19 protein-coding genes are annotated in these 23,162 nt (G+C 41.6%); 15 read left to right on the forward strand and 4 right to left on the reverse strand.

All coding sequences use genetic code 11. The features are described from left to right. The first annotated feature begins 390 nt into the window (after positions 1-390). The 4 genes from AACU33_RS34940 to AACU33_RS34955 all read left to right on the forward strand — a co-directional run bounded on the left by AACU33_RS34940 (position 391) and on the right by AACU33_RS34955 (position 6,512). On the forward strand, positions 391-1,734 hold the full coding sequence (locus tag AACU33_RS34940; protein WP_096594826.1) for a DUF3131 domain-containing protein: 1,344 nt from the start codon (positions 391-393) through the stop codon (positions 1,732-1,734). Between the two features lie 210 nt (positions 1,735-1,944). Continuing rightward, on the forward strand, positions 1,945-3,285 hold the full coding sequence (locus AACU33_RS34945) for a hybrid sensor histidine kinase/response regulator (RefSeq protein WP_096595491.1): 1,341 nt from the start codon (positions 1,945-1,947) through the stop codon (positions 3,283-3,285). A gap of 292 nt (positions 3,286-3,577) precedes the next feature. Beyond that, complete coding sequence (gene ldpA / locus AACU33_RS34950) at positions 3,578-4,732, forward strand: circadian clock protein LdpA (protein ID WP_096594827.1); 1,155 nt, start codon at positions 3,578-3,580, stop codon at positions 4,730-4,732. Between the two features lie 40 nt (positions 4,733-4,772). Then, a complete protein-coding gene (locus AACU33_RS34955) occupies positions 4,773-6,512 on the forward strand; it encodes a R3H domain-containing nucleic acid-binding protein (protein ID WP_096594828.1) in 1,740 nt (579 codons plus the stop codon). A 50-nt stretch (positions 6,513-6,562) separates the two neighbouring features. Here AACU33_RS34955 and modA read toward each other — a convergent pair whose 3' ends face one another. Then, positions 6,563-7,357, reverse strand: coding sequence for a molybdate ABC transporter substrate-binding protein (modA, locus tag AACU33_RS34960; protein ID WP_096595492.1), 795 nt, complete (start codon positions 7,355-7,357; stop codon positions 6,563-6,565). Between the two features lie 294 nt (positions 7,358-7,651). After that, complete coding sequence (locus AACU33_RS34965) at positions 7,652-10,117, reverse strand: hypothetical protein (protein ID WP_096594829.1); 2,466 nt, start codon at positions 10,115-10,117, stop codon at positions 7,652-7,654. Between the two features lie 495 nt (positions 10,118-10,612). Here AACU33_RS34965 and AACU33_RS34970 point away from each other — a divergent pair, with 495 nt between their 5' ends. The 8 genes from AACU33_RS34970 to AACU33_RS35005 all read left to right on the forward strand — a co-directional run bounded on the left by AACU33_RS34970 (position 10,613) and on the right by AACU33_RS35005 (position 17,398). Then, positions 10,613-11,452, forward strand: coding sequence for a Pvc16 family protein (locus AACU33_RS34970; RefSeq protein WP_096594830.1), 840 nt, complete (start codon positions 10,613-10,615; stop codon positions 11,450-11,452). A gap of 31 nt (positions 11,453-11,483) precedes the next feature. Then, positions 11,484-13,145 (forward strand): phage tail sheath family protein, encoded by a 1,662-nt coding sequence (locus tag AACU33_RS34975; protein ID WP_096594831.1) that lies wholly within the window; start codon positions 11,484-11,486, stop codon positions 13,143-13,145. A gap of 147 nt (positions 13,146-13,292) precedes the next feature. Beyond that, positions 13,293-13,754: a phage tail protein gene (locus AACU33_RS34980; RefSeq protein ID WP_096594832.1), complete on the forward strand. Its 462-nt coding sequence runs from the start codon at positions 13,293-13,295 to the stop codon at positions 13,752-13,754. A 19-nt stretch (positions 13,755-13,773) separates the two neighbouring features. After that, a complete protein-coding gene (locus AACU33_RS34985; protein WP_096594833.1) occupies positions 13,774-14,268 on the forward strand; it encodes a phage tail protein in 495 nt (164 codons plus the stop codon). Between the two features lie 11 nt (positions 14,269-14,279). Further along, entirely contained in the window at positions 14,280-14,624 is a 345-nt protein-coding gene (locus tag AACU33_RS34990) for a hypothetical protein (protein WP_096594834.1), read from the forward strand. An 88-nt stretch (positions 14,625-14,712) separates the two neighbouring features. Next, the gene (locus tag AACU33_RS34995) at positions 14,713-15,096 is read left to right on the forward strand and encodes a hypothetical protein (RefSeq protein WP_096594835.1); all 384 of its coding nucleotides are present in this window, start codon (positions 14,713-14,715) and stop codon (positions 15,094-15,096) included. Next, complete coding sequence (locus tag AACU33_RS35000; protein WP_096594836.1) at positions 15,039-15,242, forward strand: DUF6760 family protein; 204 nt, start codon at positions 15,039-15,041, stop codon at positions 15,240-15,242. The genes AACU33_RS34995 and AACU33_RS35000 overlap by 58 nt, the downstream gene beginning before the upstream one ends. Continuing rightward, on the forward strand, positions 15,239-17,398 hold the full coding sequence (locus tag AACU33_RS35005) for an FHA domain-containing protein (protein WP_096594837.1): 2,160 nt from the start codon (positions 15,239-15,241) through the stop codon (positions 17,396-17,398). Before AACU33_RS35000 ends, AACU33_RS35005 begins: the two co-directional genes overlap by 4 nt. Before the next feature lie 9 nt (positions 17,399-17,407). Here AACU33_RS35005 and AACU33_RS35010 read toward each other — a convergent pair whose 3' ends face one another. After that, complete coding sequence (locus tag AACU33_RS35010) at positions 17,408-17,872, reverse strand: CYTH domain-containing protein (protein ID WP_096594838.1); 465 nt, start codon at positions 17,870-17,872, stop codon at positions 17,408-17,410. Positions 17,873-18,371: 499 nt separating this feature from the next. Here AACU33_RS35010 and AACU33_RS35015 point away from each other — a divergent pair, with 499 nt between their 5' ends. The 3 genes from AACU33_RS35015 (at position 18,372) to AACU33_RS35025 (ending at position 22,678) form a co-directional block, all read left to right on the forward strand. Further along, positions 18,372-20,408, forward strand: coding sequence for a protein kinase domain-containing protein (locus AACU33_RS35015; protein ID WP_096594839.1), 2,037 nt, complete (start codon positions 18,372-18,374; stop codon positions 20,406-20,408). A 101-nt stretch (positions 20,409-20,509) separates the two neighbouring features. Continuing rightward, complete coding sequence (locus AACU33_RS35020) at positions 20,510-21,565, forward strand: WD40 repeat domain-containing protein (RefSeq protein ID WP_096594840.1); 1,056 nt, start codon at positions 20,510-20,512, stop codon at positions 21,563-21,565. Positions 21,566-22,027: 462 nt separating this feature from the next. Beyond that, positions 22,028-22,678, forward strand: coding sequence for an acetoacetate decarboxylase family protein (locus AACU33_RS35025; protein ID WP_096594841.1), 651 nt, complete (start codon positions 22,028-22,030; stop codon positions 22,676-22,678). 191 nt (positions 22,679-22,869) lie between these two features. Here AACU33_RS35025 and AACU33_RS35030 read toward each other — a convergent pair whose 3' ends face one another. Beyond that, complete coding sequence (locus AACU33_RS35030; protein WP_096594842.1) at positions 22,870-23,100, reverse strand: hypothetical protein; 231 nt, start codon at positions 23,098-23,100, stop codon at positions 22,870-22,872. Between the last annotated feature and the right edge of the window lie 62 nt (positions 23,101-23,162).

The raw sequence follows: 23,162 nt of genomic DNA on the forward strand, positions 1-23,162 counted from the left end.
GATTAGCAACAAAAGAAGACCCAGCAAGGTTGCTGCGCTTATCTAACCGTTTATCATCTGGCTGATACTACCGATAGTAATAATACATACCACTCTGCAAACCCATTGTGCGATCGCAACTGCATCACATAGCTTTTTGTCTTCGGGTAGTTACAGTTAAAGTTTTAAGTGCTACTGTGTATTCATTTCTCTTGCGATAGTAGAGAAATTTCTTATTTTAACAAAAAGTAATAATTAATACGTAAAGCTTATATACAAAACGACATCATGAAATTCACTCACCGTCTAAAAGCTTAGTCTATACTAGCTTTCGTAGAAGGGGTAGTTACAGCTATAATCGCTATCGCTAGTTTCAATTATTAGTCTAAGCTGCTTTATAGTACTGGTACTGTGCTAAAAACGGAAATTTCAACATCTCACTCTGATACCTCTGGTAATGCCGTAGACGCAATTGCCAAACTTGACGCTCAATCGTTGGTTTTACCTGGTACGCCGATTACTCCTAGTCAGGCGATCGTCAGTAAAACTGCTTATATTGCACCTGGAGTTGGCTCGTTAACACCAGAAGAAAATGCGATCGCTCAACAGGCTTGGTTATACTTCCAGCGTAACTGGAACGATACCACTGGCTTGGTAAACTCGGTTGATGGATTTACTTCTGTAACAATGTGGGATCAAGCAGCTGCTTGCGCTGCTTTGGTCAGTGCTAGAGAACTCAAAATTCTATCTGCATTAGAATTTGAAGCTAAGATGAGTCGAATGTTGCAGACTCTAGCATCTATGCCTTTGTATAAGGGGGAACTGCCTAATAAAGTCTACAATTCTCAAACTTTAATACCTATAAATCACGATCAATTAGAAACAAAAGCAGAAATTGGCTGGTCAGCTATTGATTTAGGACGAATGGCGATCTGGCTCAAGATTGTCGAAGCAAAATATCCACACTTGCAATCGAAAATAGAAGCTGTCTGGCAGCATTGGCAAGTTCAACGTCTGACAAACAACGGACAAATGTATGGTACTACCTTGACCAAAGGTAAAGAGCAGTATCATCAAGAAGGACGCTTAGGTTATGAGAATTATGCTGCTTATGGTCTAAAAATGTGGGGATTGAATGTTAAGCAGGCATTAAATTATCAATCCCATGTGGCCTTTGCTAATCTCTACGGCAAAGGTGTACCTTACGACCAACGAAACTATGAAAACTCCGGAGCAAATAACTACGTTCTCAGCGAACCTTATATTCTTGATGGCATTGAAACTGGATTTCAAGTTTTACCTAAAGCTTATGCAGATCGCATTTTAGCTGCTCAAGAAGCTCGCTATCTCACCACGAAACAATTAACAGCTGTTACCCAAGATAGCTTAGATCGTCCTCCCTACTTTGTTTACAACAGCTTGTTTGTTAATGGTGAAGCTTGGGCGACAATTACCGATACTCACACAAAATACAATAATTTGCGGTTCCTCAGTACTAAAGTCGCTATCGGCTGGCATGTACTTTATAACACTGCTTATACTCGCCAATTATTTAATTTTGTACTCACAAATCTCAAGTCAGATAAGGGATGGTATAACGGCTTTTATGAGTCTTTGAAGCAGCCTAATCAAGCCTTAACTGCTAATAATAACGGTTTAATTCTTGAGAGTTTGCTTTATAAACAGGTTGGACAGCCACTTACTGTTTGGGCTGGAGTAAAATCACCAAATCCTGCTGCTAAAAAGTCTTCTTAATTGAGAAGACAGGCTTAACAATTTGTCAAAATATGTATTTCCTCTTTTTATCTTTGATTGGCAGCGGCGAGATACTTCATTCATTCATGAGTGAGGAGAACAGCCGCTTTACCATTTGCAGTATAGGGCATGGAGAAGGGTTAGCAATGCCCAAAAACCATGTGCCTTTTGGACGTGGTTGTTTATTCTCCAGTTATAGTTTCTTTCCCAATGACTTTAAATAGTAACAACAATCATAAAGGCAATATTTTGGTGGTTGATGATACACCAAATAACTTGCGTCTGCTATCAGCAATGTTAACAGCACAAGGCTATGAAGTGCGCAAAGCTTTAAATGGAAAACTGGCACTTACTGCCTGCCGTATGGTTTTACCTGATGTGATTTTACTTGATATTAATATGCCAGAGATGGATGGATATCAAGTTTGTCAGCAACTTAAAAACGACAAAATTACTGCTGATGTGCCTGTGATTTTTATAAGTGCCTTAGATGATGTTCTAGATAAAGTCAAAGCTTTTGATGTAGGAGGTGCTGATTATATTACTAAACCTTTTCATGGTGCAGAAGTTATCTTGCGAATTGAAAATCAAATTAATTTACGATTGTTCCAAATTAAACTGCAAGAAAAAAATCTTTTATTAGAAGAGGCTCTTGAGAGTTTAAAAGCTGCTCAAGTTCAACAAATTCAAAACGAAAAGATGGTAGCCTTAGGGCAATTAGTAGCTGGGATTGCCCATGAAGTAAATAACCCGATCAGTTTTATCTATGGCAATCTCCAATATGCTGGTCAGTATATCCAAGATTTAGTCAATATTATTGCTGCATATCAACAAGAATATCCCCAACCTACTCCGAAGATTGAAAAAATAGTCAAAGATATAGATTTAAATTTTGTCACTCAGGATCTGCAAACTCTCATGGGTGCTATGCATAGAGGTGCAGAACGCATCACAGACATTGTACTGGCACTACAAAACTTCTCCAGACACGACGAAGCTGTCATGAAGCAAGTTAATATCCATGAAGGCATCGATAGCACTTTGCTGATGTTAGAACATCGACTGCGGGAAACTTTGTCACGTCCGGCTATTGCGATAGTTAAAGATTACGGAAATTTACCCTTAGTTACTTGTTACGTCAGTGAATTAAACCAAGTATTTATGCATTTGTTGACTAATGCGATTGATGCTTTAGATAGCTGGGCGAGGAATTGGAAAACAACTGAGAAACAGCAAGATGAGCATGATTTTAACTTGACAGTATCAACAGCAAATCCGCAAATTAACATTCATACAGAGGTGACAGCGGCGAATACAGTCAAGATTGCGATCGCAGATAATGGCCCTGGTATAGAAGAATCGTTGCGATCGCGTTTATTCGATCCATTCTTTACCACAAAACCCGTAGGCAAAGGCAGCGGGCTAGGATTGTCCATTAGCTATCAAATTATCGTGCAAAAGCATCAAGGACAGATTGGTTGTTCCTCATCCCCAGGACAAGGAGCTAAGTTTGTGTTGGAAATTCCTGTATATCAACCTGAATACACTTAAATATACCTTAATATGCTTAAACGCATTGAATGGGAATACACTCAGTAGCGCTGATACTCGCTGCGATCGAGTGCTTTGATATTGTATTATTGATACTTTTTGTTTATATTTCGTCATCAAAGCCAAAGGGCACACATCATACTGAAGAAACAGTGAAATCTATTTCTTGCAAGGGTTGACAGCCGAATCTGCAATGGCTGGGTAAAATCCCTCAGAAGTAGAAATGAGGAAATCCGGACTTTTTCTCTATAAGAGACTACATTTTTCAGTCCCATAAAAGCATAATAGAAGAGTGACTGATCTGTTTACCCCTTTACAATCCCTCAAGGAAGGTCACTGGTTCAAGCTCATCTGTGGAGCCAGTTTCCAACATCTGCCTGCGGTCAGAAGTTTAACATTAGCCTACACTTTGGCGGGCGCTGACTGTATAGATGTGGCTGCCGATCCCGCAGTGATTGCAGCAGCGCAAGCAGCGTTGCAAGTAGCCAGGAATCTAGCTAAGGAAGCTCAGGAGCGAGGCTTTGGCTATAAAGGAAACTTACCATTTTTGATGGTCAGCCTCAATGATGGAGAAGACCCCCATTTTCGCAAAGCAGAGTTTAATGCGACTGAGTGCCCAAAAGACTGCCCTCGTCCCTGTGAGAAAATTTGTCCGGCACAAGCAATTGTGTTTAATGGTATAAAAGATAACTACTCAGGTGTAGTATCACAAAAGTGCTACGGCTGCGGTCGTTGCATACCAGTTTGCCCCTATGATATAATTTATACAAGCTCATATATGTCAACGCCAGGAGCGATCGCACCATTAGTAATGTCAACAGGAGTAGATGCTGTAGAAATTCATACACAAATTGGGCGGTTTGCGGAATTTCAGCGACTATGGCAAGCAATTTCACCGTGGGTCGATCGATTAAAATTAGTAGCGATTAGCTGTCCCGATGGCGAAGGGATGATTGATTACCTTTATGCACTCTATGACTCGATCCACCCGCGTCCTAATGCCTTAATTTGGCAGACCGATGGCCGTCCGATGAGTGGTGATATAGGCGACGGCACAACTTTAGCAGCGGTGAAATTAGGACAAAAAGTTTTGGCAGCTAAGTTACCGGGATATGTGCAGTTAGCAGGCGGCACCAATAGCTACACCGTTGCCAAGTTAAAGGCGATGGGATTGCTGAAGGAAGCAGGGGAGCAAGAGAGCAGACAAGAAGAGCTTTCTCCCTTGCCCCCTGCCCCCTGCCCCTCTGCCTCCATCTCAGGGGTGGCCTACGGTAGCTACGCCCGCGTACTGCTGTCACCGATTCTTGAACAGTTAGAAAATAAGGAGGTGAGTAACACCAATGTTAAGGCGACTATCCGCCTGGAAGAAGACGATGTATTGCTCTGGCAGGCTGTAGAGCTTGCCCATTCTCTCGTTTCCCAGCTCAAGTCACAACAGGAGCGCTAATCGCTCGTTCGTTATCTCTAAAAACGTCACCATAGAAAGCATGACGATTACAGACGATCTCCAAAAGTTGTTAGACATTTTGCCCCAAGACTTACGGCAAGTATTAGAAGATCATCCTAAACGAGACAGTTTAGTTGAAGTAGTCTTGGATCTGGGTCGTCGCCCAGAGGCTCGCTTTCCTAATCAAGCTGAGTATCTGAGCGAACAGCCCGTAACTCAAGAACAGATAGATGATTGCATTCAGCGAGTCGGAACCTTTGGCGGAGATAATCGGGCAGGAATTGAGCAAACTTTGCACCGGATCAGCGCCATCCGCAACCGCACCGGTAAGATAATTGGTCTGACTTGTCGGGTCGGTCGGGCGGTATTCGGCACCATTGGCATGATTCGCGATTTGGTAGAAACTGGTAAATCGATTCTGATGCTGGGGCGGCCAGGAGTCGGTAAAACTACTGCCTTACGGGAAATTGCTCGTGTTTTAGCTGATGAACTCAATAAACGGGTAGTAATTATCGACACCTCCAATGAAATTGCTGGGGATGGAGATGTTGCCCACCCCGCTATTGGTCGCGCCAGACGAATGCAAGTAGCTCATCCAGAGCTTCAGCATCAAGTGATGATTGAAGCAGTAGAAAATCATATGCCAGAAGTCATCGTGATTGATGAAATTGGCACAGAACTGGAGGCTTTGGCAGCTCGTACCATTGCGGAACGAGGCGTGCAGCTAGTAGGTACTGCGCACGGAAACCAGATAGAAAACCTAATTAAAAACCCCACGCTGTCTGATTTGGTGGGGGGTATCCAAGCGGTGACTTTAGGAGATGACGAAGCCAGACGCCGAGGCAGTCAAAAGACTGTTTTGGAACGCAAAGCTCCTCCTACCTTTGAGATTGCTGTGGAAATGTTAGAACGCCAACGCTGGGTAGTACACGAAAGTGTTGCTGACACGGTAGATACTCTGCTGAGGGGACGCCAGCCAAGCCCGCAAACTAGAACTGTTGACGAACATGGCAAGGTTTCTATTACCCGCCAACTCTCGGTAGTTAACGGTCGCGGTAGCGGACATCAAGCAGCCGGGGAGGAATCTTTTTCTGGATCTCGACAGGCTAATGGTTGGCGTTCATCTGGACAAATGGTAGCCTTACCACCGCCTTCTGTAGAGAGGGAAAGAGTTACTGGGCGTAGTGAATTTGACCGCTTGCTAGATGAGTCTTTTAATTACGCAGAAACCATTGATTTTAGTGCTAGCAAACATCCAGGCCCAAATGGCGAAGAGTTACCACTGCACGTTTACCCCTATGGTGTTAGCCGCCATCAACTAGAACAGGTAATCAGCGTGCTATCTTTGCCAGTGGTATTGACAAAAGATATCGATAGTGCTGATGCAATTTTGGCACTGCGATCGCACGTCAAAAACCATGCCAAATTAAGGCAAATGGCCAAAGCCCGTCATGTACCCATTCACATGATTAAATCCAGCACGATTCCGCAAATTACCCGTGGCTTGCGGCGCTTGCTGAACATTGACGACCCAGAAATCGCAGATGACCGAGAACTGCAACTGTTTTTACACAGTGGTAGCGATGACGAAATGGATGCCCTAGAAGAAGCTAGGCTGGCAGTAGAACAGATAGTTATTCCTAAAGGACAACCAGTGGAGTTATTGCCCCGTTCTCCCCAAGTCCGCAAAATGCAACATGAGTTGGTAGAACATTATCGGCTCAAGTCCCATAGTTTTGGTGAAGAACCAAATCGCCGCTTAAGGATTTATCCGGCTTAACCTCACTTTTACCCCCTCTTTACTTCCAAGAGGGGGTAAATTTTTGGACGTTAAGGCAGAATAAAACCAAATTTCTGAAGTACACCCTTGGCCTGAGTACTAGTTAAATACTGAGCAAAATCTTTAGCCGCAGCAGCATTTTTACTACCTTTGAGTACGGCTAGGGGATAAACGATCGCAGAATGATATTTTTCGTCAGCAGCGACTACGACTTTTACTTTGTCAGAGATTTTGGCATCTGTAATATAAACTAAACCTGCATCAGCGTTGCCACTTTCTACAGCAGCTAAAACTTGGCGCACATTGTTAGCGTAAACTAATTTCGATTTGACTTGGGGTAAAAGTTTCAACTTCTGAAGCACTTGTTCGCCATATTGTCCTGCGGGTACGCTTCTCGGTTCGCCGATCGCAATTTTTTTAATTTTAGAGTCTTTGAGATTGTAGAAGCTAGTTACACCTACACTACTCTTGGGTACAACTAAGACTAGGCGGTTTTTTGCCAGAATTGTACGAGTACCTGCAAGCAGAAGTCCTTTTTGTTCTAAAGCATCAACCTGCTTTTTACCCGCAGAAACAAATATGTCTGCGGGTGCGCCTTGCTCAATTTGTTGCTGTAAAGCGCCAGAAGCCCCAAAGTTGTAACTAATATTGACGTTTGGCTGACTTTGTTGGTACAGAAGCTTAATTTCTTCTAATGCATCTTTCAAGCTAGCAGCAGCAGACACCAGAAGGTTGGTATTAGACTGTGCGACTACTGGCGAGGGTGCCAATGTTGGTAAGCTAATTGTCAATACTAGGCTAGCAATTGCTGTACCAATCAAAGCGAGAATTCGTCTTCTGTTCATAGCCAAAGTGCGATCGCGCATTTTTTCAAAAATTGAGGTTGGTAAAATCCTACCAAGATCGCCGCAAATCTACCAAGTAAATTGGTAATAGTTTCCTAACATGATGACACAGGCGAAGTGTGGGGAGTGTGGGGAGTGTGAGAAGAAAGGGGACAAGGGAGGCAAGGGAGACAAATGACCAATGCCCAATGACGCCAGTTGCTACAACGTGGGGAACCCCAACGGACACTTGCTTCAAGTCGGCAGAGCCGCCCAACGCAGTGTCCTCCGCAACGCACTGGCTCCCCCATGCGCCTAAAATTGAATAGGTAACAGTAACCCAACACCTACTGCCGTTTCATTGTCAGCTTTGACTCTTAAGCTATCAAAAGGGCTAGAACCAAGTCGATTGGTGAGGTATGCTTCTAATTGCAGCCCTGACAACAAGCCAGGATGCCAACGCAAACCTACAGTCCAAGGAATAATTGTCTCGCGCCGATCGCCATTAAAACCGTTACCTTTACCTGCTAAATCAAAGCCTAACTCTGCGATCGCCTGCAAATTTTTAGCCAAAGGAACCGATCCGCCGACATTAAATCCCGCAATTTCTAATCCCCTACGTTGTACAAAACCTAAAATCGGAGTTAGCCAAGTCGCACTTCCGCCAGCAAATTGGTAATGTATGGGAGTTGAGAGAGTAATGACAAATAATTCTCCTTGTTCATATTTTTCATTACTAAAAGCAAATCCCGCTTTTCGCAATCCTAGTTCTTGAAAGCGATTGCGATTATTTTCTGTAAAGTTTACAAAAGGATTATTTGCCCTTGCGATCGTTCCGGCAATACTAAATGTAAATGGGTCGCCATCAGCTTGATGCAAATAGCGAATCTTACCGCTAAATCCTAATAAAGACTCATCTATAGTACCTGGTACATAATCTAGAAAAGCACCAATTTCTAAATCATCTAGTATCCCGTAGCGAATGCTAGATAATATACCCTGTCCTCCGCCTTGTAAACTTAGTAATAATTGATTTTGAGGAACTGTACCCCCATCTAAAGAACTAAATCCAGCGTATGTAGTTGGAGGTGGTTGCTGAGTTGAACCAAAATGTGCTGGGTAGCGACGGTTGGCGCTAGTGATACCTGGTAACACATTTACACCAAAGCCTATGGCAGTGTACTCTTTATCTGCCACTATAGACAAAGGGCCTGTATTGCCTAAAGTATTAGAAACAAATAAATCTGTAGACAATCGAGGATTAACGACATACCTCAAACCCGCATTGTAGGCAATGGTGCGACTAGGTAAGCCTGTATCGCGGTTAATTGTGTTATTACCTGTAAAGGGTACAAAGGCATCACCCCATAATATTAAACGTGAATTTAGTTTATAACTTACACCTCCTGCCAGACCAAATGTAGTACCAAAAGAGCCAGAATTTGGTAAAGGAGGTTTGGTTAAATATAAAGCATTATCTTCAGGTAAAAAAGCTACCTTAGGCGATAAAGTAAATTGCCAATTTTCATCAGGTGTAATGGTATATGGCAGTTCTAGAGAAAAAACTGTTTGTTGATTTTTTCCTGAAGCGACAACCTCATCATTAGCATTCAAAAACTGAAAAGGACGACCGCCATATCCTATAGAAACAGCAATTACACCGCCTAAGGCTTGTGTAGCGTTTTCATTTTGCCAAAGTCGCTGTTTAGCCTGTAAAGTTAACTCTTGAAAGAAATTTGTCCCTGCATTTCTGTTAGTAACTAAATCTCGATTAACTCGTTGAGCATTAAAAATACCTTGAGTAATCGGGCCAGAATTATCAACTGTCTGTGCATCAAAAGTTAGTTCTAGATTATCGGTGACACCCCAACTAAATCCAATAGTAGGTTGATCGGTCAGTCCGTCACCGCGATCGCCTCCAGGGGTGAAAAAGCGGCGTTGTCTAATGGTGGTTAAAATCTCTCCTTGGCGCAACTGTTCAGCTGTAGTTAATACAGGACGACGGCTAGGAATCACTAAACTACTCTTTGGCGAGTCTTCAATTTGCGCTTGTAGCTTACCCGGTTGTGCAATGGTTTCATTTAAGCTATTTGTGCTACTAATCGGTGTAGCCTCAACCATTGAATTAACTATTGCTAACAGTTCTTGCTGAGATTTTGTTCTAAAACTGACTTTATAAATTTGATTATCCTGTTGCCAGATCAAATGAGAGAAACTAGATGAAGTATTTTTTCCTGTCGATTCTAATAAATATCCTTGAATGTTATGAGATAAAATAACAGATTTAGCTATTTTATGATATGGCTTTAACTCTGTTTCTATATCTATATTAAACAGAAAATCTGCATTAATTATGCCAATTAAGCAAGCATCATTTTGTTGTTGGCAAGAAAAAATATTAACTTTGAGGCTGGGTTTAGAAGTTGAGCTAATAACTTTAATATTATATTTGCTGGATTCTTCTGGTAAGTCGTCATCGAGTAATATATGAGATGGTAAACGCATTACCTGTCCAGGTGATAAACTAACAGCAATCTCCTGGATATGAGGTGTAAAAATATTATTAGAAATGGTAGAATTTGGAACTATCTTATTAACGACCTGTTCTGGCTGGTTGGGGCTTGGTACTGTGGTTGTATTAACTTGTCTTTCTAAATTTTCGGTCAATTGAGAAGACTGTTCGATCGAGCTAGTCTGCTTAGGAGCCGCTTTCGCCGCATAGCGAAACTCCTGTAAAGCAAAAGCCGTAACAGTAAAAATAGCAGTAAGTATTACACGCATGAGATTAAAGATGTTAATTATCTCATAACTTGGTCTTAATAATTACCCAAAAATGATATTTATAATTAAAAATATCTGGGCTACACACTGACGAACTGTGTTTCAGTATTCACATAAGTTTACGTGCTTTTGTGCAAGAAGTAAACTAGCGGATGGTAGTTTACATACATTTATTTTGCTGGTTGATTTATGCTAATAAATTGACAATAAAGATGATTGTTAGCAGAACAGAGAAGGCGTGTAATTAAGAAGAGAATACACGACTAAGGTATTATCTATTCTGTCTTACTTGCATCAGCGTTGCTTTATACGTCAAGTTCTGAACTTGGTTTAGAGGACTTGATTTTAATTAACTCACGATCGCGATCGCCAAAAATTAAGATACTATCTCTGACGCGATCGCTCAAAAAAATCTCGACAAAAGTCTAATTAACTTCAGCAGGTGGGTGTAGATAGTCTAGATACATCTGGATTCGCTACCAGCACCACACTTTCATGCTTATCTTCGTTCTTCAAACTTTAGCAGAAATTCTAGCTGGAGGAACCTCACTCACCAGTACAGAGCAAATTGACTTTAGCCATCCCAGTAATCGTCGAGAAGAGGGTGCAGGGCCAACTCTCAATTTGTACATCTATGACATTCGTGAGAGTAAGCAGTTTCAACAATCCGGTAGGCAAGTTGAACGCAAACCCTCACGCGGGTTGCAACCAAAAGCTGTGAGTTGGTCGCCTAGTTGGTTTGATGTCTCAATGCTATTAACAGCTTGGGATAGAACAGCCTTAGGCGAACATCATCTACTCAGCGAAGCCTTAACTGTACTGCTGCGCCATCGCTCTTTGCAAGAAGAGTATTTGGTTCCAGAGTTGCGAGGTTACGGCAATTTGTCTTTAACAGTTGCTATAGATCCGCCAATTGAGATTGGTTCGTTATGGAGTGCGCTGAATGTGCCTTTGCGTTCGGCTTTGTATGTTACAACCACGATCCCAGTTGAACCGCAATCTACCCTCGTACCGCTGGTTTGGGAGAGAATTTTCAGTTTGCAAAATCAATTGAGTGAAAATGGCAACAGCACAGTTGTGACTAAGCGGGTGGCGATCGCAGGTATGGTGAAAAGCGCAGTCACCAATCTGCCTTTAATTGAAGCAGAAGTAACTGTGCAAAGAACTACAAAATCAGCAGCCAGCAATAAAGAAGGACTGTTCTTTTTTGAAGACATTCGTATAGGTAATTATGTTTTGACAGTAAATTGTCCTGGTTATTTACCCCAGAATGTCAATGTCTTGGTGGATAGCCAAAGTTATAGCTTCAAAGAAATCTTACTAACTCCTGAATAATTAACTTTTTAACTGACTTGGAGAGAATTTCATGGCTAGACTTGATTACTTTGCACCTGGTGTCTATGTCGAAGAAATAGATCGAGGTAGCCGACCGATAGAAGGTGTGAGTACCGCAGTTGGTGGGTTTGTCGGCTTTACCGAAGATATTCGCGATGGGGCTGAACTATTCAAGCCCATGTTAATCACCAATTGGACGCAATATCTTAACTATTTTGCCCGTCCTAACTCGGATGGCTTTACCGATTTCAACGCCTATTTACCCTTTGCGGTCTATGGCTACTTTATGAATGGTGGCGGTCGCTGCTGGGTAACAAGTATTGGTACGCAATTACCAGGCGCACCCAAGCCTCCCAGCCAAGAACCCGCAACCCTGAGGATTAGCGGTCGCGGCAATCGTCCAGCGATCCGGTTTACTTTGCGCCCCGAACAAGCAGCAGGCGGTGCGATTAATATTTTGATTAGTGATAGCGGCCCTCGTGCTTTACCTGAAGGTACGGAAGGAGAACCGCCACCCAATACAGGCGAATACTTTACAGTGCAAATTCGCCGGGGAGATGAAATTCTCGAACAATATGAGAACTTAACGATGAACCGCGAAGTTCCTGCCCAGGTAGCAACTTACGCAGTCACAGCCTTGAGAAATTCGATGTACGTCAACGTAGAAGATATTTCTCAAACTGGACAGCCTCTATCTCGTCGTCCGACTAATGGCCAGTATGAACTAGCGCCACCGATTGTTGCTCAGACAGTCGATAGATTTTCCCAAGATTTTGAAGGGGTACGCGACGATCGCACAGGGGTAAGAGGGATTTTTGAAATTGATGAAATCACCATGCTAGCTTGTCCCGATTTAATGCGGGCTTATCAAGCGCAAGTGATGAACTTGGATCAAATCCACGGCATCATGGAACTGATGATTAGTATGTGTGAAGGTTCTGCGAGTGGTGATATTCCCAATCCACCCAATCGCATGGTGTTAATCGACCCACCACCAGAACATACTAAGCCCCAACAAGTAGTGGAGTGGTTGAATCGATTTAACCGCCGTTCGATGTTTGCGGCTCTATATTATCCTTGGATCAAAGTTCCCAATCCACGCGATCGCGGTAATCCAATTCTTATACCTCCTTGCGGTCACGTCATGGGTGTGTGGGCGCGCACCGACGAAACCAGAGGCGTTTATAAAGCCCCAGCCAACGAAGTACCCAGAGGAGTAATTGGTTTGGCTTATGAAACCAACTTCCGCGAACAGGAACTTTTAAACCCCCTCGGAATTAACTGTATTCGCACCTTTCCCAATCGCGGTATCCGCATCTGGGGTGCCAGAACTCTGGTTGAACCAGATAAAACTGAGTGGCGTTATATTAGCGTGCGGCGGTTGATTAGTTATATTGAAAAATCAATTGAATTGGGTACTCAATGGGTAGTTTTTGAACCCAACGATGAAGATTTGTGGGCAAGAGTAAAGCGCACTGTGAGTAATTTCTTAGAACGAATTTGGCGTGAAGGTGCATTGTTTGGTGCTTCACCTGAACAAGCATTTTATGTCAAATGCGATGAGGAATTAAACCCACCAGAAACAAGAATTTTGGGACGTTTGTATATCGAAGTTGGTGTTTGTCCAGTCAGACCAGCGGAGTTTGTCATCTTCCGCATTAGCCAATGGAATGGCATTGAAGATGAAGAATAATATCAATTCAAAATTCAAAACTAATAAATCTAGTTTGAGCGAGTGTTTTTGAGTTTTGATATAAAGAATCACCAAGAACTTTCTTCCCTTGTGCCTTCTGCCCACTGCCTTCTACTTACTAATTATTAATTCATAAGGAGTTTAGTCATGCCTGGTCAACCTGAGTTATTAGCTGCTTGTCTGTTTTATTTTGAAGCAGACGGAATTACAGAGAAATCTATTAAAGAAATTAGCGGTTTAGGTGTAGAAAATACGCCCGCACAAGAAGTACATGGCTCTACAAAAGGCGGTAAAATTTGGCGACAAGCAACTCCTACCGTCACCAAATTTACGAATATTACACTTAAGGTAATTGCCACTGCTGATATAGACCTTTACCAATGGTACAAAAAGTGTAACGAGGATATGGGAAAACCTCGTCAGTGGGATCAAAATCGTAAATCAGCTTCGGTAGTTGCTTACAATCAGCAACTCAAAGAAGTGGCGCGTTGGAATATTATTAATTGCTACCCTGTGAAATATACAGGCCCGACATTAACAGCTTCTAGTGGTGAGATGGCAAACGAAACAATCGAATTAGTGCATGAGGGTGTTGAACGCGTTAGTTAAGTTTTAACTGTGAAAAAAAGTGGTTCAAGCAGGTGAAAAACTCCCAGAATTTCTGACAGCCCATCGCTTTTATTTAGGATTGACGTTAGACGGTCAAAAAGATAATAGCGATTGCTACTTTTTAGAGTGTCAAGGTTTTAAAAGAACGCAAGATGCGATTGAAATTACTGAAGTCACTCCTAATAAGTGGGCAGCAGCAGCTAAAGGTTTAGTGGTCAGAACCAAGCTTCCTGGAAATGTTAAAAGTGGCAATATCACTCTACGTAGAGGTACGATATCTAACTCTATAGTTTTTTGGAAGTGGTTTGAAGAAGTGCAAAATGGTAAATGGGCAAAGCAACGAAAACTCATGGCTTTGTCTATTTACAGTCAAGCCAATAAAGAAGAAGCGAGATTTGAATTAGCAGGTGCTTGGCCAGCTAGTTATAAAATGGCTGATTTCAACGCCCGCAGCACTGATTTTCATATTGAAGAACTGGAGATTGCTTTCGAGGAATTTAAGCGCGTGAAGTAATCAGGAGGATTATGTTTCCGACAGAGTTTGAATTTACATTGCCTAAAGGGTATCTAGACTCAGAAGGTAATCTCCACCGCAAAGGCGTCATGCGGTTATCGACAGCGATAGACGAAATTGCACCATTGCGCGACCCACGAGTCAAAGCTAACGAAGCTTATGCTACGATTATTATCTTGTCACGGGTAATTACTCGCTTGGGTGCTCTCTCGGAAGTCACTCCTGCGATCGTGGAAAATTTTTTCTCCCAAGATTTAAATTATCTCCAAGATTTTTACCGTCAAATCAACGGCTTGGAAAGTTCAATTCCCCAATCAGAAAATACAGCCAACGTCTTGCAAAATTCAGCTTCTTAAACCAACGATCAACGGTGAGATTCCCGACTTCTACAAGAAGTCGGGAATCTCAGCAATTAACCCCTCAGAATCTAAAATCTAAATTGGTATGGGTCGCAAGCAAGATACTCTCAACACTGAATTTACCTTCATTCTTCCTCGTGGATTGATTGATAGTCAAAACCGAGTTCATCGTCACGGTGTGATGCGTTTAGCTACTGCTAAAGATGAAATTGTGGTACAACAAGAACGCAAAGTTCAAGAAAATCCTGCTTATAGTGTCTTGGTAATGCTGGCACGTGTTATTACCCGCTTAGGTAGTTTAAACTCTGTCAGTCCTGATTTACTAGAAGGATTGCTCCTTCACGATATTGCCTATCTGAGAGAATTTTATAATCGAATTAATCAGCAAGGAAATGTACAAATACCCACACAATGTCCCCATTGCAATACTCAATATTCAGTGGAGTTAAAACTAGCGGGGGAGTCGTAAGCTACCCCTCTGATACCTTATATGAGGAGGTAGCTTTTATTGCTTACCATTTCCACTGGTCACAAAATGATATTTTAAATTTAGAACATAAAACCCGTCAGCGCTGGGTTACAGAAATTAATAAAATTAATGAAAAATTATTATGAAAATTAAAGTTAACTACTCACCAACACTCAATGAAGTTAACGAACTTGATTTAGCGGTAGCAACTACACCAAAAGGCGAATGCATTATTGGTCGTGCTCCTGATTCTGATTTGGTATTAGACAGTCCTGATGTAAGTAGGGTACACGGCAAATTCTTTCTGCAAAGCGGAAATTACTATTTCTGCGACCTTGGTAGTAGGAATGGTTCAATAATTAATGGCAAATTAGCGGAAAAAAATCGACCATTCTTATTGAAAGACAAAGACGTAATCCGGATTGGCGATTATGTGATGACTGTGGAAGATATGGTTCCGTTGTCAGAACAATTGCCAGAGACAGTATTTAGAACTATAGATCCGGCACTGTTTTCTGGTTGGCGGATTAATGAAGATGTCAATAATATTAATGTAACTAATCAAGCACCAGAGCAAATTAGTTCGGAATCGGCTGAAGAACTTAGTCAACCTCAAGGCGAACTAGAAATTGCAGAATTAGAAGAATCAATTAACATACTAGAAAATATTATTGAAACTCCTCAACCAGTTAGCAAAATTTCCCCAGATCTCGATGATGTAGGTATAAATGCAGCGACACCAGTTGCAGAAGAAGTTACCTTTGTACAACCCGAAGATTTAATTAGTTCGATACCAGAGGCGGTGAATCAAGTTCCCGCAGATCTCGATGATGTAGATATAAATGCAGCGACACCAGTTGCAGAAGAAGTCACCTTCGCACAACCTCAGGATTTAATTAGCCCTGTACCAGAAGCGGTGAATGAAACTCCAGCCGTAGAAGCAGCGACCTTCATACAACCCCAAGATTTAGTTACCCCCGAAGCAAAAGCGGAGAGTGAAGTTACCTCTGAGATTAACGAGGAAGATATTGATTGGGATGCGGAAATTCCGCAAGAATTTACGATTGTACAACCGCGTAAGATAGTTATCCAACCATCTCCGGCGGTGAGTGAGGTTCCCGCAGAGATTAATGAGCAAGACATTGATTGGGATGCGGAAATTCTCCAAGAATTTACGAACGTGCAACCACGGGATATTGTTAGCCAGCCACCAGAAACAACGAGTGAAGTACCCGCAGATGTGGCAGAAATTCTTCAAGAATTCACTAATGTGCAACCACGCGATATTGTCAGCCAACAATCGGAAGCAGCAAGCGAAATTAGTGAGGCTATTAACACTGATGCTGTAGATACTTTCAAAGTAGATATTGCAGCCGTAGAAGCCCCAGAATTTTTCAATAGCTTTACTCCAGAGTTTAGCCATGAAGACATAGTTAGCGAACCATCAGAAATAGAGCATGAAGTGTCGCCATCTGTGAACAATCCAGTTGTCGATATCAGTACTTCAGAAAATGTGAGCGAACTGTCTTTGCCGATTGAAGCACCTGTAGAAATCAACGAAATCGGAGAATTAGAAGGTTTAAGCAATCAAGATGTTAATGTAAGTTCCACAAATACGGAAGACGCGATCGCAGAAAATATAGATTTAGAAACTGTAGAAGCTGTTGGCTTTATACCTTCAACAGTCGATAAAGCTTCAGCGTCAACGAATATCGAATCTGTAGAAATAACAGAAGAAATAGATGTTATATCTAGCCCGATGACTGAAGAACTAGAAGATGAAACCATGCCGGAATTAACTAGTTCAACACCTGAGTCAATTAGTCAAACTCTTGAAGAAATTTTTGGAATAGAAACAGTAGAAACTGATGAAATTACCGAAGAATTACCTGTTAGCGAGCCACAGCAAAATATCGTGCAAAAAAATATAGTTCTCATCGCTCACGAAACCAAAAAATCAGAACTAGCTGATTTTGTGACTCAGCATCAAGAGTTTTTCTCAAAATGTAGTACTGTGGCTTGGCCATCTATTAGTGAAGCCTTACGCCAACAGGCAGGAATAACTATTAGTCAACAAATTCCAGCAGCCACTTCTGGAGGATATCAAACAATTAATTCCTTGGTAAACTCAGGAGAAGTTTTAGCAGTAATTTTCCTCAGAGATTTTCTTGTACCTCAGCCTGGACAAGCTAATGAAGAAGCGCTGTTAAGAAGCTGCAATATTAACCAAGTTCTACTCGCAACTAATATACTAACCGCAGAGGCGATCGTACATTATATTAAACATTTATTCGAGCATTAATAATCAGAATTACCATTGAGAAAAGGGATGTTTAACTAAATTGCTGTTGAAATACTTGGGGTTGTCTGAAACTTCCTCACCTATCCAGCTTGGTAGTTCAATCTGTTGTTGTTCGTCGCTAAGTTCTACTTCTGCTATTATCAGTCCTTTATTGACACCATCAAATTCATCAATTTCCCAAATCAAATCACCAGATTCTATCCTATATCGAACTTTCTCAATTAAAGGGCGATCGCACAAAGTATCAAGCATTTCTTGAGCATCTGCAAGCGGAATTGGGTACTCAAACTCTGACCTGCTATATTTGACGCTGATTCCCTTAATTGTTAAGTAACCTTGGTTTCCTACTATACGAACACGTACAGTAGCTTCTTTCGCTGTAGAAATATATCCTTGAACAAATCGGCTACCCTCAGCTAGCTTTCTCCAGCTATCTTCTTTGACCAAAAATTTGCGCTCTATTTCTGCTGCCATTGTAGTTTAGATGAATTGTCATATATATTTTAAATCTATCAAAAATTACAATGTCAACATCCTATACTGAAAGTCTAGCGACCAAAAATATTTTCTTGAGAAACCGTTCAAGCACTAGCTTTCCTAGATAGATTTTACAAATTAGAGATAAATCATATATTTAAAAATCAAAAATTTTGTAGTCACATTAACTAATTTTGGGTAAAATTTCAAACATTTATTGATTAATAATATTCCAGCTAATTTACCACAAGCCAAATTTCCTCAAGACATTAAAAGCAGATTATTATATAATCAAGAATTAATACTACTGACTCTTGTAATTTTCCTCAATTAGGGGAAAATTGACTATAATCTACAAACGCTGACTATATTAAGTAATCCCCTATTCCCCAACACAGGGATTTTCTACCAAAAGTACGCGAGAGCCAGTTCGATTATCAGGGAAATTATGGGTTGAACTTAGCATAAATTGTCATGCAGTAGCGCCTGTCAAATGATGATCTGCTGCTTAAATCCCGATTGCTCAAATCCACTAAATTCAGATGAAAATAAGGTTTGCCAAGCTTGTAATACCCCACTCACAGGACTTTTAAGAAATCGCTTCCGTGTTATTCGAGTGCTTTCCGATGAGGGGGGATTTGGCAGAACTTATTTATCACAAGATGTAGATAAATTACACGAACGCTGTGTAATTAAGCAATTAGCTCCAAAGTTTCAAGGAACTTGGTCGCAGAAAAAAGCAATGGAGTTATTTGCTGAAGAAGCCAAACGACTGCAACAACTCGGAGAACATCCGCAAATTCCCACTCTCTTAGCTTATTTTGAGCAAGATCACTGCCTATATTTAGTGCAGCAGTTTATCAATGGGGATAATTTGTTAACCGAGTTGCAGCAACGTAAGACATATAAGGACAAGGAAATTCAAGCTATTTTACTTGATTTGCTCCCTATCCTCAAATTTATTCACGATCGCGGCGTCATTCACCGAGATCTCAAACCGGAAAATATTATTCGGCGTCATAGTGATGGACGCTTATGCTTGATAGATTTTGGCTCCTCAAAGCAATTAACAGCAAGAGTCCAAAATAAAATCGGTACTTCTATTGGTTCTCATGGTTACTCTCCAATTGAACAGATTCGAGATGGTAAAGCTTATCCAGCGAGCGATTTATTTGGCTTGGGAACTACCTGCTTTCATCTGTTAACGGGAATTTCTCCCTTTCAATTGTGGACAGAACATGGATATTCTTGGGTGACAAATTGGCGACAATATTTGCGTAAACCACTGGATGCGGAATTAGATCGGGTACTCGATAAGCTGTTACAAAAAGATATCCGCAACCGCTATCAATCAGTGGATGAAGTACTCAAAGATTTGTCACAAAAACAACCACTGCGACGTTTACCATCAGTTAAATTTTCTGGTAAAACTGCCAAGACTCAGACACAAAATTTACCCAAAAAATCAAATTTTTTGCGATTCCCGATCGCGATCGCTGCTGCTATGTTGTTATTTGGATTTGGAGACTCTTGGTATCAACAGTTTCACCGCTTACAAACCAGTTTATCTGCTCGCTTCAATCAACAACATAATCGCTCGCGTAACAGTGAAGCAGTTTTGGGTCAGCCAGCAAAAACGACTTTGGGGAAGATTTCCTTAGCTAATACTCTCCCAGGAAATGAAAATGGGATTTTGTCTGTTGCTATTAGTCCTGATGGTAGATTGTTCGCTAGCAACAGCGATCGCACAATCAAATTATGGAATCTAGCCACAGGAAAAGAAATCTTCACCCTGAACGGTCATTCCCAGAGAGTGAATGTCGTTGCTATCAGCCCGAATGGTAAAACTCTTGTAAGTGGTAGCGATGATAACACTATTAAAGTGTGGAATTTGGCTACAGGTAAAGTAATTCACACCTTAATCGGACATTCAGATTCAATTCATGCCCTAGTCATTAGCCCAAATGGTAAAATCCTGGCTAGCGGTAGCGATGATAACACTATTAAAGTTTGGAATTTAGAAACAGGAGAACATCTCCGTACTTTGGTTGGTCATGAATTCTGGGTGCGGTCAATGGCTATTAGCCCAGATGGTAAAATTCTGGCTAGCGGGAGTTTTGATAAAACTATTAAATTGTGGAATTTAGCTAAGGGATACGCAATTCGCACCTTAAAAGGAGATGGCAAAACGATTACTTCGCTAGCTATCAGTCCCGATGGTAAAATTCTTGCCAGTGCCAACCGCGATCGCACAATTAAATTGTGGAATTTAGCTACAGGTCAAGAAATACGGACACTCATCGGTCATGACACCACGGTTACATCGTTGGCTATTAGTCCAGATGGTCAGACACTTGCTAGTGGAAGTCGCGATCGCACAATTAAATTATGGAATTTATCTACAGGAGAAGAATTTTTTACCTTAACTGGACATACCAATACCATAACAACCCTCAGCTTTAGCCCTGATGGTAAAACCCTAATCAGCGGTAGTGAGGACAACACTATTAAGATTTGGGATGTAACTAGTTAGAAAACTTTATAAAGGAAGTATAATTTTACTTTAATTACTATAGTCAGTAATTGTATCTAAAATGCTTGCAGCATTCGGGCGATGCTAGTGGGGGATATGCGATGTCTGTAAATCTCTTAAACTCAAAAATTAGAGTCTTAACAGCCACATTTTTCCTGGCGTTAGGATTTGGGGGCGTTTGGTCTTCGCAATTTCCCTTAGCCGCAACTGGTGAAACAGGTGAAACATATTCTCCCAATCGACTAGTATCCGATGTTTTAACTCTCACGGGGCATTCTGGCTCAGTTAGGGCTGTAGCTATTAGCCCGGATGGCAATACCCTTGCTAGTGTCAGTACAGACAACACGATTAAACTGTGGAATTTGACTACCGGACAGGAACTCCGTACCCTCCAGGGACATAGCAATTGGATTAATACTTTAGCTTTTAGCCCTGATGGTATGACTCTTGCCAGTGGTAGTTTAGATAAAACCATCAAATTGTGGAATCTGACTACGGGAGAGGAAATACGTACCCTCAAAGGACATTCGCTCTCGGTTCAGTCTATAGCTTTTAGCGCGGATGGCAGTACTCTTGCAAGTAGTAGTTGGGATCAGACCATCAAACTTTGGAACTCTTCTACTGGAGAAGTCATCCGCACCCTCAAAGGAGAGTGCGATATTTTTAATTCCTTAGCCTTTAGCTCGGATGGCAATACTCTTGCTAGTAGCAATCAATTTGATAAGAATATCAAACTGTGGGACATTTCTACTGGAAAAGTTACGCGCACCTTGGCAGGTCATTTGGGTGTAGTGAATGCTGTAACTATTAGTCCCGATGGTAAAACCCTTGCTAGTGGTGGTTGGGATGGCACGATCAAATTGTGGAACTTGGCTACAGGAACAGAAATCGCTACCTTCAAAGCAGATAAAACCAGAGTTTGGTCGGTAGCCTTCAGCCCCGATGGTAAAACCGTTGCTAGTGGTGGTTGGGATGGGACTGTAAGACTGTGGAGTGTATCTGAGAGAAGGGAAATCCGCAGCTTAACTGGACATACCAATAGAATTTGGGCTGTTGCCTTCAACCCTAATGGCAAAAGCGTTGTTAGCGCTAGTAAGGATCGTACAATCAAAGTCTGGCCATTGTTGCCATCAAATGGAGAACAGGCAAAGCGGTAGCAGCAATTTTTTAATTTCAGTAGACAGTAGCTCTTAACCAGAGAAGCCAATTGCATCAATATTACAAGTAATTTTTCTGGTTGAGGATGCGTAGATTTAATATGATGTTCAGCAAATTATCATGAATATGTCATTGCGAGTGGAACGCAGTGAAACGACGCAATCACAGAGTTTTTGGAATTGCTTTCTTATGGTCGCAATGACGGTTATTTAGCCGTACATGAATGATATAACCCGTCTTAGACATCGCATCCTTACTCCCTATTACCCATCCAAGCATTAGCCTAGATGGGGATTTTTTTTATTTGATGAATTGCTAACAATTAAATAATACCCATTTGAAAAAAGAATGCGACAGATTGTAGGGGCACGGCACTGCCGTGACTCTCGAATATTATTGATGTGTCGCAAACATTATTTGAATTGGTATAAGGAATAAATTTTGAATTTTGAATTCTTGCTATGTCTTACCCACAAGCACCTTGGAAACTGCAAGGTCACGCTATCCAAACTCTGCATTTGGTGAATGTTGACCGAGTGCGACCCTTAGTTCCTTTAGAGTTAGATATTATCTCTGTCTGGCCTGGTAAAACTGTGGCGAGTGTGTATTTATCTTATTATGGGTCAGGTTCAGAACTAGAGTACAGCGAGTTAATTGTTGTCCCTGCTGTTGTGGGTTATCAAGGTAAATTTGGTGGCTGGGTGTCTCACATTTATGTAGACCATGTAGATTCAATGGCTGGTGGTCGAGAAATTTGGGGACTACCAAAGGAATTAGCTGATTTTGATTGGAAGGGACAACGAGTTACTGTGCGTCAGGGAAATCGCAAGTTGTGTACTCTCGATTATGGACAACAAGGTTTGGCTTGGCGACAAAAGTTAGGCGCGTCTAGTTTTAGCGCAATTGGTGGAGATTTGGTGATATTTCCCGCACAATTTGCATCTCGTTTGGGTTTAGTTAGTTCGCAGTTGGAAATTCCTGCGGAAAGTCCTTTTTATCGGATAGGTTGCGGTCAGCCGTTTTTAACTACGCGTTATGAGGATTTGAGTTTACAAGTTGGTGCGCCGGAAGTGGTGGGTCAGAGGAAGGTTGAAGTTGGTAGTTATCGGTAGGATTTGAGAGTTCTTGTTAGATAGTCGATTTGGTACAAGGATGATTTTTGTCTCACGCATAGACGCGAAGCGGCTTCCCGCAGGGTAGGCGCAGAGGCGCAAAGAAAGAAGAACGCAAGAGCTACTGGTGCGATCGCACTGCGATAACTGATGAAAATTCATTGTTTACAGCGTCCAATCTGCGATCGCACTTAGCTAACATTTTTCACCCAGTGAATTCCTTGTCCACACCACTGGATCAGCAGCCACCGATCGGATTCTTTGTCTAATGCTGGTTTGATACGGAAATTAAAGACTTCCTGCCAAACTTCTACACCGTGTTGTAATACAAAATTTGCTTCTAATTCTTGGAACTTTTCCCATTGGCGATCGCTTATGGCGGTAAATATAGGGATGATTACGCTTACCGGCATTTCAGACATATTGGTACTTTTCAAGTTGTATTAATTTGCTAACTAGTCAAAGCGATCGCACTTCATGACCG

It is taken from the genome of Calothrix sp. NIES-2098, from assembly GCF_963875125.1.
Taxonomy (GTDB): Bacteria; Cyanobacteriota; Cyanobacteriia; order Cyanobacteriales; family Nostocaceae; genus Aulosira.